Origin of the sequence: Paenibacillus sp. FSL R7-0204, assembly GCF_038002225.1 — a bacterium.
Classification (GTDB): Bacteria; Bacillota; Bacilli; order Paenibacillales; family Paenibacillaceae; genus Paenibacillus_AQ.
The window spans coordinates 6,886,353-6,898,953 of sequence record NZ_JBBOCA010000001.1 but is presented as its reverse complement, the minus strand read 5'-3'; the positions used below and the strand labels follow the sequence as shown (position 1 = coordinate 6,898,953).

Annotated in this window: 9 protein-coding genes and 11 tRNA genes; 18 read left to right on the top strand and 2 right to left on the bottom strand. The window is 53.0% G+C overall.

Going from position 1 to position 12,601, the window contains the following annotated elements; translation table 11 throughout:
* Nucleotides 1–47 precede the first annotated feature (47 nt).
* The 13 genes from MKX42_RS29820 (at nt 48) to MKX42_RS29760 (ending at nt 4,008) form a co-directional block, all read left to right on the top strand.
* Nucleotides 48–122 (top strand) — tRNA-Glu (locus MKX42_RS29820).
* 116 nt (nt 123–238) lie between these two features.
* Nucleotides 239–314, top strand: a tRNA-Val gene (locus tag MKX42_RS29815).
* 32 nt (nt 315–346) lie between these two features.
* A tRNA-Met gene (locus MKX42_RS29810) sits at nt 347–420 on the top strand.
* A 75-nt stretch (nt 421–495) separates the two neighbouring features.
* A tRNA-Asp gene (locus MKX42_RS29805) sits at nt 496–573 on the top strand.
* Nucleotides 574–668: 95 nt separating this feature from the next.
* Nucleotides 669–743 (top strand) — tRNA-Gln (locus tag MKX42_RS29800).
* Nucleotides 744–769: 26 nt separating this feature from the next.
* Nucleotides 770–845, top strand: a tRNA-Lys gene (locus tag MKX42_RS29795).
* 16 nt (nt 846–861) lie between these two features.
* Nucleotides 862–945, top strand: a tRNA-Leu gene (locus tag MKX42_RS29790).
* A gap of 7 nt (nt 946–952) precedes the next feature.
* Nucleotides 953–1,027, top strand: a tRNA-Gly gene (locus tag MKX42_RS29785).
* Between the two features lie 10 nt (nt 1,028–1,037).
* Nucleotides 1,038–1,114: transfer RNA gene (locus tag MKX42_RS29780), tRNA-Arg, on the top strand.
* 32 nt (nt 1,115–1,146) lie between these two features.
* Nucleotides 1,147–1,220: transfer RNA gene (locus MKX42_RS29775), tRNA-Pro, on the top strand.
* Nucleotides 1,221–1,237: 17 nt separating this feature from the next.
* Nucleotides 1,238–1,308, top strand: a tRNA-Gly gene (locus tag MKX42_RS29770).
* 727 nt (nt 1,309–2,035) lie between these two features.
* Nucleotides 2,036–2,989, top strand: a complete 954-nt coding sequence (locus tag MKX42_RS29765) for a helix-turn-helix transcriptional regulator (RefSeq protein WP_340756810.1) — start codon at nt 2,036–2,038, stop codon at nt 2,987–2,989.
* 176 nt (nt 2,990–3,165) lie between these two features.
* Nucleotides 3,166–4,008, top strand: a complete 843-nt coding sequence (locus tag MKX42_RS29760) for a DNA-binding protein (RefSeq protein WP_340756808.1) — start codon at nt 3,166–3,168, stop codon at nt 4,006–4,008.
* Between the two features lie 192 nt (nt 4,009–4,200).
* Here the strand turns inward: MKX42_RS29760 and katA are convergent, their stop codons facing one another.
* Both katA and glgP read right to left on the bottom strand, forming a co-directional pair.
* Nucleotides 4,201–5,655 carry a catalase KatA gene (gene katA / locus MKX42_RS29755; RefSeq protein WP_340756807.1) on the bottom strand — a complete coding sequence of 485 codons (1,455 nt, stop codon included), beginning with the start codon at nt 5,653–5,655 and terminating at the stop codon, nt 4,201–4,203.
* Between the two features lie 348 nt (nt 5,656–6,003).
* Nucleotides 6,004–7,620: an alpha-glucan family phosphorylase gene (gene glgP, locus MKX42_RS29750; protein WP_340756805.1), complete on the bottom strand. Its 1,617-nt coding sequence runs from the start codon at nt 7,618–7,620 to the stop codon at nt 6,004–6,006.
* Nucleotides 7,621–7,923: 303 nt separating this feature from the next.
* On the opposite strand from glgP, the gene rbsK reads away from it, so the two are divergent.
* From rbsK to MKX42_RS29725, 5 genes are all read left to right on the top strand, one after another.
* Nucleotides 7,924–8,862 (top strand): ribokinase, encoded by a 939-nt coding sequence (gene rbsK, locus MKX42_RS29745; RefSeq protein ID WP_340756802.1) that lies wholly within the window; start codon nt 7,924–7,926, stop codon nt 8,860–8,862.
* Between the two features lie 112 nt (nt 8,863–8,974).
* A complete protein-coding gene (gene aroD, locus MKX42_RS29740) occupies nt 8,975–9,739 on the top strand; it encodes a type I 3-dehydroquinate dehydratase (protein WP_340756800.1) in 765 nt (254 codons plus the stop codon).
* Nucleotides 9,740–9,912: 173 nt separating this feature from the next.
* The gene (locus MKX42_RS29735) at nt 9,913–10,605 is read left to right on the top strand and encodes a response regulator transcription factor (protein WP_340756799.1); all 693 of its coding nucleotides are present in this window, start codon (nt 9,913–9,915) and stop codon (nt 10,603–10,605) included.
* The gene (locus MKX42_RS29730) at nt 10,602–11,969 is read left to right on the top strand and encodes a sensor histidine kinase (RefSeq protein ID WP_340756797.1); all 1,368 of its coding nucleotides are present in this window, start codon (nt 10,602–10,604) and stop codon (nt 11,967–11,969) included. The genes MKX42_RS29735 and MKX42_RS29730 overlap by 4 nt, the downstream gene beginning before the upstream one ends.
* Nucleotides 11,966–12,568 (top strand): PepSY domain-containing protein, encoded by a 603-nt coding sequence (locus MKX42_RS29725; RefSeq protein WP_340756795.1) that lies wholly within the window; start codon nt 11,966–11,968, stop codon nt 12,566–12,568. The genes MKX42_RS29730 and MKX42_RS29725 overlap by 4 nt, the downstream gene beginning before the upstream one ends.
* Nucleotides 12,569–12,601 lie beyond the last annotated feature (33 nt).

Here is a 12,601-nt window from a genome sequence, read left to right as displayed (position 1 = left end):
CCTCTCTCTCCGTAGCATTACTTCTCACTGAAGTTTTTACACAGCATGGCTCGTTGGTCAAGGGGTTAAGACACCTCCCTTTCACGGAGGTAACATGGGTTCGAATCCCATACGAGTCACCAATTTCTTCTCTGAATGATGGGATGAGAAATCCCTGGGTTCGTTGAAGCATAGGCATCGTAAGGAATGCTCCGCAATCTCGTAACGGAGTGAAGAGTATCCCATACGAGTCATATATGGAGGCTTAGCTCAGCTGGGAGAGCATCTGCCTTACAAGCAGAGGGTCGGGGGTTCGAACCCCTCAGCCTCCACCATCTATCTTAACCGAATAGATTTTGTACAATGACGCGGGGTGGAGCAGCCCGGTAGCTCGTCGGGCTCATAACCCGAAGGCCGCAGGTTCAAATCCTGCCCCCGCAATTTATCCCCACAAAGTGAAGAGATGCTCTGTAGCATATTCCGAATACTTTCCGGGGACCCCAAAGTGCCAAACATGGAACCGTGGTGTAGTTGGCCTAACATGCCTGCCTGTCACGCAGGAGATCGCGGGTTCGAATCCCGTCGGTTCCGCCATTTTAATTGGTATTAAGACATGAGGGATTGAGCATCCTATATCTCGAAGTATAGAGTATCCATCCGATTCCGTAGTATTTTGCTAATTATAATATTGGGGATTAGCCAAGCGGTAAGGCAACGGACTTTGACTCCGTCATTCATAGGTTCGATTCCTATATCCCCAGCCATCTATTTTCGATTGTTTCTCTTATGAGAGCCATTAGCTCAGTTGGTAGAGCACCTGACTTTTAATCAGGGTGTCGAAGGTTCGAGTCCTTCATGGCTCACCATTTTCTTGTAACGTGTGCGCGTGTGGCGGAATGGCAGACGCACCAGACTTAGGATCTGGCGTTTCACGACGTGGGGGTTCAAGTCCCTTCACGCGCACCATGTTTTTGCGGACGTGGCTCAGCGGTAGAGCATCGCCTTGCCAAGGCGAGGGTCGCGGGTTCGATTCCCGTCGTCCGCTCCATATAGATTTTGCGCCCTTAGCTCAGCTGGATAGAGCGTTTGACTACGAATCAAAAGGCCGGGAGTTCGAATCTCTCAGGGCGCGCCATTATTACTTCACTGATTTAACTTTTGTATTAACGGGATGTAGCTCAGCTTGGTAGAGCACCTGGTTTGGGACCAGGGGGTCGCATGTTCAAATCGTGTCATCCCGATACTTCATTTCACCTATGCGGGTGTAGTTCAATGGTAGAACTTCAGCCTTCCAAGCTGATAGCGTGGGTTCGATTCCCATCACCCGCTTATATCTGTATCGCATGAGTCCGTCAGCCCTATGGGGAAGGCGGACTTTTTTTGCTATTTGGAAATGTATGCGGAAATCCGAATACAATCGATGCTGCTGCGATAAAGTATTGGCCCATGCTTCGCAACCCGTAACATTGTTAAGAAATCCTGCAAGAAATGCAGCAATGCTGCCCAATAGAAGCGACCGATGCTGAAATCCTGCAAGAAATGCAACAAAGCCCGCGCTAATTTGCTCTAATCACCGGAATTCCTGCAAATGATGCAACAATATAGTGTAGCCCGTAACATTGTTAAGAAATCTTGCAAGATGTGCAACAATGCGGCTCAATGCAAACAGTCGGTGAGAGAAAATACTTATTATTGAAAAATATAGGATGTGTAAGCACCGCCATTAAAGTAAGAAACACTTCAGAACGTGTGCGAAACACCGAACACAATAGAATTCAGAGTATCAATGAGCCAGGGTGCTAAGGGCTGCAGCTGTCAAATGGCCGCCAGAAGGCAGAGAGATGGAGAGAAGGCAGGTTGATGGAGAAAAGTGAGCTTCGTGTAAGAGTGGTATAGAGGCACCAGTATCATTCACCCGCCAGGGTGATTTTGTTGTAAGGGCCGGGATGTTGCAATAGTATGGGAGGGCGTTATGTTTCTATAGAACTGATATAGTATAACTATTGGACTATTGGATCATAGGCAACACTTACTTGGAAACTGAGGAGCATTTGTTATGACAGACAAAGTAATACGGATTTTCAGAATCATTAACGCCATTCAGTCGAACCCGGGGATTACCGCAGCAGACTTGGCTTTTAGGTGCGAGGTGAATATTAGAACGATCTACAGGGATCTTGAGGTGATCAGCCACTTTGCACCGGTTACGAATGAAGGAAGAGGTACGGGCTACCGGTTCATGGGCAAATTCTTTTTATATCCGCTGGATTTCTCGGAGCAGGAGTCGCTGGCATTCTCACTGCTGCCTTCTGTGCTGAATCCGGATAGAATTCCGCCGGGTTTTCATTCTGCGTATGACAAGGTGATGGGGACTCATCTGAAGGAGAAATCGCGGCAGAATGGCCTGCTGGAGAATATCGCGGATATTATTCAAATGGGTACCCCGGCCTACCGCAAGGAGAGCCGGAACTTCCTGCAGCCGCTGATTGGAGCCATTCTGGAGCAGCGCAGCATCCGGACGGTATACCACTCGCAGTCACGCAACGCCACTACAGCGCGGAAGATTGATCCTTATTATCTGATCCCGCGGGATCAGCGCTTTTATCTGATTGGCTATTGCCATCTGAAGGGCGCAATTCGTACGTTCCGGATCAGCCGGTTTGAGCAGGTCGAGATGACGGCTTCCACTTTTGATAAGGGAAATTTCAATATTAAAAAATATCTGAAAAATACCTGGTCGATCAACCGGGGTACCCGGAATGTCACTTTCAAGGTACGGTTCGATCCGGAGGTGGCGCGTTACATTAAGGAAGAGGAGCTGTTCGTACAGCCGCGGATGAGCGAAGAAGGCGATGGAACGTTGCTGTTCGAAGTCACGGTTAATAATGAGAAGGAGTTCATCAAGTGGATTCTGCAGTATGGCCCGAATGCGGAGATTGTGGAGCCGGAGTCGGCCAGAGAACGCTTGAAGGAGCAACTGGAGCAGTGGCTGGATGTGTATCAGCAGTAGCCGCAGACTACAGTATTACATAATATGGAATAAAATGTGTCGAAAAGGTTAGATTGAATAGCTCAACTGGAGAATAAAGGCTTTTTTAGAGATATATATGCCGGGAATGAATTGACCGGAGCGGTGAAGCAGGTTATTATTGGAATATAATGGAATGATAGGAGGCAAGATAGAAATTGCTGGAATTGGATGGGATGAATGAAGACTCTTTGACAGATATGCTTAAAGTCTCGTTCTCATGGGAGAACTGGGCGGCAATTCTCGAGATTTCAGACAAGCTCTTTGAACTTGCAGTTCTAACCTACGGCTCCCATCAACAGGGTGCAAAGAAGTATTATTTGAAAAAAAATATAGTGTATTATCTCGGCTACAGTGCGTGCATGAAGGGGATTGCCTATCAAAAGCTCGGTAACCTCGCTGAATCAAGAAAGTGTATAGGCTTGTATTCGGATTTGAGCTGGATCACGGATGTGGATCAGGAAGCTGCCGCAGAAGTGGAATACTACAGGAACATTGCGATAGCCAACACTTTCGTCATTGATCTGCTGGAAGGGAAGGTAGAAGTTCTCCCTGATTATGTTGAATTCATTCGCACAGGAGACCAGGAGGAGCTGCTTGCCTGCCTGATTACTGTGCTGGAATCTGCCATTAAGTACAACTTTTCTATCGACTGGGTACTGGATGAATTCAATGAGCCGCTACAGGAACTAAGCTGCAGAGAGAAACAGGAAGATATCAGATACTACATAGACTACATGCATCTTAGTGCAATTTATTTGTATAAAAGGGAGAAAATTCATGATGCAATTAATTTGACTCTCTATATTTTGGTAATAAGTAGTAAACTTTATGACGGGACAGGCTTTAGGAAGATCGTGTCGTTTTATGAACATATCCGAAGCCATGCGACCGCAGAACAACAAGAATCTTATCAAAATATAATGAAAAATATCTTAGAGAGGGAGTTTTTAAAAGATGAAAAAGGCGATCTCGTTATTAACAGCCGTATTGTTGATTAGTGCAAGCGTAGTGGTAACAACGGCAAGCGCAGGCGGCCAACTATCCGCATCCTCCGGCAATATCTCTATTAACAATCACGGAGCAGGCCACTAGTCTAAAATCTCTCTGTCTCATGAATCTGGAAATATAAGCTGCATATCATGCAAAGAAGGGATAAGCGATGCTTATCCCTTCTTTGCTGCGGATAGAGGTTACTCTGTTACAGCCAATCCGAGTCCTTCTGCAATTCGCCGGCCAAACTCCGGATCGGCTTTGTAGAAGTGGCCAATCTGGCGGAGCTTGATCTCCTCGGACTCCACTGGAGTCATGGCACCAACAATATTGCTTACGAGCCGGGCGCGCTCCTCTTCACTGAGCAGACGGTACAGGTCACCCGGCTGGGTGTAGTGATCGTCATGGTCATAAGACACGCTGTCTGCCTGGCCGGAGACTTCAAAAGCAGCCGCTTTATGCTGCGCAGACTCGGTTGCCCCGCCGGAGCTGTTGGGCTCGTAGTAGACGGAGCCTCCCCCGTTATTCGTAGCATTCATCGCGCCGTCGCGCTGATTATTGTTGACCTCTGCAATAGGCCGGTTAACCGGCAGATGGTTATGGTTCGCTCCTACCCGGTAGCGGTGGGCATCCCCGTATGCGAACAGGCGGCCTTGAAGCATTTTATCCGGAGAAGCCTCGATGCCTGGAACGAATGAGCCGGGAGAGAAGGTGGCCTGCTCTACTTCGGCGAAGTAATTCTCCGGATTGCGGTCCAGCACCATGCGGCCTACCTCAATCAGCGGATAATCTTTCTGCGACCACACTTTGGTTACATCAAACGGATCGAAGCGGTAGGTATCGGCATCCTCCACAGGCATAATCTGTACTTGCAGCCTCCAGGCCGGGAAGTCCCCGGTATCAATGGCGTTGAACAAATCCGCTGTATGATAATCCGGGTTCTCCCCGGCTAGCTGTGCTGCCAGTTTAACATCGAGATTCTTGACGCCCTGCTCTGTCTTGAAATGGTATTTCACCCAGACGGCTGCGCCTTCGGCGTTCACCCACTTGAACGTATGGCTGCCGAAGCCATGCATATGGCGGAGCGTAGCCGGGATGCCGCGGTCAGACATCAGAATCGTCACCTGGTGCAGAGACTCGGGGGAGAGGGACCAGAAGTCCCATACCGCATTCGGGTTCTTCAGATGGGTCTGCGGATGACGCTTCTGGGTATGGATGAAGTCCGGGAATTTGATGGCGTCACGGATGAAAAAGACAGGCGTGTTATTGCCGACCAGGTCGTAGTTGCCTTCTTCTGTGTAGAATTTCACAGCAAAGCCGCGCGGATCGCGCACGGTATCGGATGAGCCCAGTTCCCCGGCTACGGTAGAGAAACGGATGAACATCGGGGTGCGTTTGCCGACTCCGGACAAGAAGGCAGCCTTCGTATATTGGGAGAGATCATTGGTGACTTCAAAATAACCATGGGCACCGGCACCTTTGGCATGAACGACCCGCTCAGGAACACGCTCACGGTTGAAGTGGGCCAGCTTCTCCAGCAGATGGACGTCCTGCAGCAGCACGGGGCCGCGTGCACCGGCGGTCATTGAATTCTGGTTGTCGCCTACGGGGGCGCCCCAGCTAGTCGTTAGCTTGTTGTTATTGTTTGTGGTCATGAACACAATCACCTCGTATAGGATTTGATTTTAGATTAAGTATAAGTTCTATGATAGCAAGAATTTAAATAAAATCAATCCTTTTTTATAATTATTATAATTAAGTGTATGCGGGAGAAGATAGATTCATGATATGAGCGATGGTCTGCGGGTGAGAAATAAAGTTCCATTAAGAGCAGAGGGGAGATGGGCATATTGAGGACGGATGAAGCTACAAGTAGCGGTATGGGAAATGTCAGGAGGGCCTAAAAAACTCCCGCCCGCAGCAGCGGACAGGAGGAGGGATTCGTGAACAGTAACGGAGCAGCAGCAACTGGGTACGGTTGATGGAGCAAGAACTGCTGCAAGTTAGCTTCTGATATACATACGGTTATAGTATTCATCCAGCATGCGCTTGGTGGCGAACTCGGTGCGGGTGGTCTCGATGCTGCGGTGCATCATCTGCACCCACTTGGCCTGATCCTCATAGAAGACCGGGAGGACGCGGTTCAGAAGGGTCTCGTATAGTGCATCGCTGTCATGCTGGTCAAGCACCGCAAAGTCGGTGGTCTCGAAGCCGCCGCCGATCTGCCAGCCGTTCTCACCGTCGATGCAGGCCTCCGGCCACCAGCCGTCCAGGATGGAGCAGTTCAGGACGCCGTTCATGGCGGCCTTCATCCCGGAGGTTCCGCTGGCTTCGAGCGGTCTGCGCGGATTGTTCAGCCAGATGTCAGAGCCGCGGGTGAGCTGGGCTCCGATGGTCATATCGTAGTTCTCCAGGAAGACTACGCTCTTCGGATATTTTTTCATCATGGCTACAAGGTTGCTGACGATTTTTTTGCCGTTGTCGTCCAGCGGATGCGCCTTGCCGGAGAAGACAATCTGAATCTTGCCGCTCTCCAGGTACGGCTCTATAATGTCCGGCTGGGAGAAGATCAGGTCACTGCGCTTGTAGCGAGCGGCGCGGCGGGAGAACCCGATTAGCAGCTGATCTGCATTCAGGGCGATGCCGGAGCGTTCTTCGATGAAGCCGATCAGCTCTTGCTTGATCTCCTTGTGCACGGCCCACAGGTCGCCGCCCTCCTCAAACGCACGGGTCATCCGCTCATCTACCCAGGTAGGGGTGTGAATCGCATTGGTGATGCCGATGACGGCGGATCGGCCGGCGACTTCCTTCCACATCTTGTTGGCGGTATCGGCATGAAGCTGAGCAACCGCATTCGAGATCCGCGACAGCCTTAGACCGGCGACGGTCATATTGAACGGCTCCCCGCCAATCCGCTCCATCTGGGAACGGGTTAGACCATTGAATGCCCCCATGTATTCCAGACGGTCCAGCGGATGGGTCTCATTGCCTTCCTTAATCGGTGTATGTGTAGTGAACACAACCTCTTCCCGTGTAGCCTTCCAGGCTTCTTCAAAGGTACTGCCGCCGGACATCTTCTCCCGGATCAGCTCGATCGCTGCGAGCGCCGCATGCCCCTCGTTGAAGTGATAGACATCGATCTTAATTCCCAGGGCGCGCATGGCTTTGACGCCGCCGATGCCCAGCACGATCTCCTGCGCTATCCGCTCTTCCCCGAACCAGCCGTAGAGCTGGCCGGTAATCCAGGCATCACTATTCTCCGGGATATCAGTGTCGAGCAAATAGAGCGGACGGTTGCCGAAATGGTCTGTTTTCCACACTTTGCAGACCACATCGGTCTTTCTGACTTTTACCGTGACCTTGATGCCCGTATCTTCCAGGAAGTCGTACACATAGTTGTGGTAAGAGTCGTAGGGGTTGCCGTCCGCATCAATCTTCTGGTCCGTGTAGCCTTGTTTCCATTTGAGTCCGATGGGGATGATAGGTGCCCCGATATCCTGCGCGCCCTTGATGTAATCTCCGGCCAGAATGCCCAGGCCTCCGGCGTACATTTTGAAATCGGAATGCAGTCCATACTCCATGCTGAAATAAGCTACTGACGGTAAGTGGTTCTCGCTCACGTGATAAGCCTCCTAAATGCGATTTAGATAATAACGAAATGCTGTCGGATGTATCTAAGATGCAAACGTTTGCTCAATGAGGCAGGTCAGGCTCTGGAAGCGATTGCACCTCATTCTAGCATATTTATCCTTAAAAAGCACAGCGAAGTTTCGGTGACAACTGGCCGCCTGCGGAGCTGATAAATAAAATTTGATTAACCTGCCGGAAGGCCATAAGATAAGGGGAGAATAAATGTACAAGGTCCATCTAAATCATAAGCTAAACCATAAATCAAACAATAAACCAAGTGGTGGTGTAAAGGATTGAGTATAGTCGTAATTGGAAGTCTGAATATGGATATGGTAGTGCGGGCAGAGCGTGCGCCGGAGGCCGGGGAGACCCTGTTCGGTCAGGGATTTGCTCTGTCTCCGGGCGGAAAAGGGGCGAATCAGGCCGTTGCGGCGGCCAGACTGGGCGCGGAAGTGACGATGATCGGCAGAGTGGGCAAGGATGCTTTTGGCAGCGGGCTGCTGGAGATTATGGAGCAGGAGCAGGTTCATACCACGTATATCTCACAGAGTGAATCCCAGGCTACAGGTGTTGCCTCCATTGTGGTGGACGGAGCCGGTGAGAACCGGATCATCGTAGTGCCTGGTGCGAATGTGGAGATGAAGCCGGAGGATATTGAAGCGCTTGAGACCGTGATTAGCGGGGCCGGGATCGTGGTGATGCAGCTGGAGACGGATATGGCGATGTGCGAGGCAGCTGCAGTCCTGGCGTTCCGGCATGGGATTCCGGTGATTCTTAATCCGGCTCCGGCCCAGCCGCTGAGCGATGAGCTGCTGCACCATGTGACCTACCTGACTCCGAATGAGACCGAAGCGGGGATTCTGGCCGGTATCTCCGTGGAGAGTGTAGAGGATGCAGAACGTGCGGCCCGGATGATGCTGTCAAAAGGGGTCCGGCACGTGATTGTAACGCTGGGCTCCAAAGGAGCGCTAATCGTGGATGCTGCCGGAAGCCGGCATGTACAGGGGTTCCCGGTGCAGGCGGTAGACACAGTGGCAGCCGGAGATTCCTTCAACGGGGCGCTGGCCTGGCAGCTGACCTGCGGCAGAACGCTGGAGGAAGCGGTACGCTTCGCCAATGCAGTCGGTGCGCTGGCGGTTGGCAAGACCGGTGCGATTGCTTCTCTGCCCAGACTGGAAGAGGTAGAGCAGTTCCTGCGTTCAGCTGCTAAGGCAGAGCCACATGAACAATAGAATCCAGCAGATTCCGTATGTGAGATAGAGGAAGAAGATGCTAATAGACAAATTAAGCGGGGAGCATCAGAGGAAGCTTTGAGACTCCGGGTCCGCTAAGGAGCTGACACGTTTGAGCGGTACAGTAACTGTGAAGAATATAACCCTCGGAGAAGGGATGCCCAAAATCTGTGTTCCGCTGGTCGGAACGACGCGGACGGAGCTGCGTGAAGAAGCTGAGGCGCTGATCGCACTGGCGCCGGATGTGGTGGAATGGCGCAGTGATTTTTTCACGGAGGTGGAAGATATGAATGCCGTGACCCAGGTGCTGGAGGATATCCAGCGCCTGCTGCCGGAGATTCCGCTGATCTTCACCTTCCGCAGTGCCAGAGAAGGCGGCGAGAAGGAAATTTCCACCGAATACTACTTCCGTCTGATCCAAGCGGCGGTAGAGAGCGGGCTGGTGGATATTGTGGATGTGGAGCTGTTCCAAGAGGAAGCGGAGGTCCGCAGACTGATTGCAACAGCGCATAGTCAGGCGGTGTTCGTAATTCTCTCGAATCATGACTTCGACGGGACACCGTCCGAAGATGAGATTGTCTCCCGGCTGTGCCGGGCGCAGGAGCTGGGCGGCGATCTGCCGAAGATTGCCGTAATGCCGCAAGGTCCAGCCGATGTGCTGACCCTGCTGGCGGCGACGAACCGGATGCAGGAGCAGTATGCGGACCGTCCGATCATTACGATGGCGATGAATGGGGAGGGCGTGATCAGCCGGCTGGCCGGAGAGATCTTCGGCTCGGCGCTGACTTTCGGTGCGGCGCATAAGCCTTCGGCACCGGGGCAGGTGGCGGTTGCCGAGCTGCGCGGGGTGCTTACGCTGCTGCACCGCAGCTTGTAGCGGCTGCCGGTTCATACGCAGCAGGAATGGGCATAGAGGGTGTTTCCGGCCGGTGAAACGGTGGAAGCACCCTTTTGCATATATAGAGTGATAGTAAATAGCGGGCGGAGTTTGAAACTGTAGCTGCCCATGCCCTACAATGGAGGCAACCAAGTAGAAGGGGCGGAGAGCCGATGACAGAATTGATTCTGGTTGTGGAGGATGAGGTGAGAATTGCCCGTCTGCTGCAGATTGAGCTGGAATGCGAGGGATACCGTGTGTCCATTGCCGGCAGCGGCCATCAGGGGCTGGAGATGTACCAGGAGCAGCAGCCGGATCTGCTATTGCTGGATGTGATGCTGCCTGGATTCAGCGGCATAGAGCTGCTGCGGCGAATCCGGGCGGGTGATCCCGATACGCCTGTTCTGCTGCTTACGGCGAAAAGCTCGGTAGAGGATAAAGTGTCAGGCCTGGACCTTGGGGCCAATGATTATATTACGAAGCCATTTCAAATTGAGGAGCTGCTGGCCCGTGTCCGTGCTGCGCTGCGGCTGGCCTCGGGGCGGAGGAGAGACGAATCCGTCAACCTGCTGCTGGCAGATGATCTGGAGCTGAACGAAGCTACGCGGGAGGTGAAGCGGGCAGGCCGAAGCATCGAGCTGACTCCCCGGGAGTTCGACCTGTTGGTCTACCTGCTGAAGAATAAGCGCCAGGTGCTGAACAGGGAACAGATCATGGCCGCCGTCTGGGGATACGATTATTACGGCGATACGAATATTGTGGATGTCTATATCCGCTATGTCCGCAAAAAAATTACGCTGGACCACGAGCCTGAATTGATTCATACCGTGCGGGGCGTTGGTTATGTGCTGAAGGATGCCCCATGAAGCTGCGGAGCACCATTCATCTGTATTCCAGCGTGCTGTTCGCCGTGCTGCTTATCCTCATGAATCTGTTCATCTATGCCGTGTTCAGCCGGATGTCACTAGACAGCCAGCTCGGGCAGGCATCTGCCGAGACGGCCAGAATTGCTGCCGCGATGAGAAAAGCGGGAGACGGGGTAACGGCACCGGAGCTGCTCCGGGCTTATGTGCCGGTGGAGGGAATGCTGAGGCTGCTCTCTGCGGACGGTAGCGGACCGGCGCCGGTTACCTCAGCCTCCGGGCAGGAGGTCAGCCGGATGAATCCGGTCTACCATTCCGGGAAGCAGGCAGAGCGGGTCCGGGTGGACGGACGCTTGTATGCGTTCGTGAGCGTTCCGGTCATCTGGACGGACGGGAACGTCCTGAATGTCCAGATGACCAAAAGTCTGGAGAGCACGATGGAAACGTTGCGGGTGCTGCGGATAGTCCTGGCCGGGGCTACGCTTGTGGCGCTGCTTCCGCTGCTGCTCTCCAGCCGCCTGTTGTCGGGCCTGATTATGCGGCCCATCGTCCAAATGACGGCGACCATGCGGGAGATTCAGAGCAGCGGGAAATTCCGCAGGCTTCCGCTGAAAGAACACTCGAAGGATGAGCTGGTGGAGATGGGGCATACCTTCAATGAAATGATCGGCCTCTTGGAGAGCAATTATGTGAAGCAGGAGAAATTCGTGTCAGATGCCTCCCATGAGCTGCGCACACCGCTGACGGTTATTGAGAGCTATGCCAGTCTGCTGAAGCGCAGAGGGCTGGAGCACCCGGAGCTGTTCGATGAATCGGTTGAGGCCATCCATTCCGAAGCTGTGCGGATGAAGGAAATGACGGAGCAGCTACTACTGCTGGCGAAGCACCCGGAGCAGTGGGAGCTGGAGCTGAAGGTGATTGATCTCGAAGAACTGGCCCATTCTTCGGCGAAGGCTTTTCATAATGCGTACGGGAGAGAGGTCGTAGTTCAGGTCAAGGGGCCGGCTGAGGGCTATAGCGATGAAGCGAAGCTCCGGCAGCTGCTGTTCATCTTCCTGGACAATGCCCGCAAATACAGCGATGAGCAGATAACCGTGCGTATTGAGGCTGCCGGGCAGGAACGGATGATAGTGATTACTGACCGCGGCATTGGAATTCCGCCGGAGGAGCTGCCGAAGATATTCGACCGTTTCTATAGAGTCGATGAGGCGAGAACCCGTAAGAACGGAGGGGCAGGCCTGGGGCTGTCGCTTGCCGCAGAGATCGCGGGGGCGATTGGAGCGGAGCTGTCCATGGATAGTACGGCAGGCCTGGGAACCTCGGTGACGATCCGCATGGCTGCGGACCGCAGGGGAGGTGGACAATGAAGCAGAATTCAACGAACAAGAGCAAAATGTACAAGGCAGTCATAGGTATGGTTGTCTTCCTGCTGCTGGCTTGGGTTGCCTTCCGGATATTCGGGAAGGATTCGGAGCCGCTGTTATCCAGAGATCAGGCTACGCTGGCTGTGCTGAGCGAATATCCCGGTAAGGTAGACAATCTGAAGCTGCAAGCAGGAGCTTATGTAGCAGAGCTTCAGACAGAGCAAGGACGGTACGAGCTGAAGCTGGACGGAGTGACCGGCGAGATTCTCTCCATCGTGCTGCTGAAGCGCACGGACGAACCGGCGGTGCAGCCTACGCCTGCCGCTACTCCAGCTCCATCTGGCGGAGCTGCCGTTACCCCGTCACCATCCCCTAGCCCAGCGGCACAGAGCGTAGTCTCCGAAGAGGAGGCTGTCAGGCTGGCTCTGCTTGAGGTACCGGGGAAGCTGGACGATGTGGATACGGGAATCGATGCGGCGGGCGCTTATTATCTGGTGGAGATTCATACTTCAGACGGACGGGAGGCCGTAGTCCAGGTGAATGCAATCTCGGGCCATATGATGTCTGTGACCTGGGAAGAGCCGGATGGAGAGGATTCCTAGGGTATCTGTTTACTTTTTTCTCAGCGAATTCTA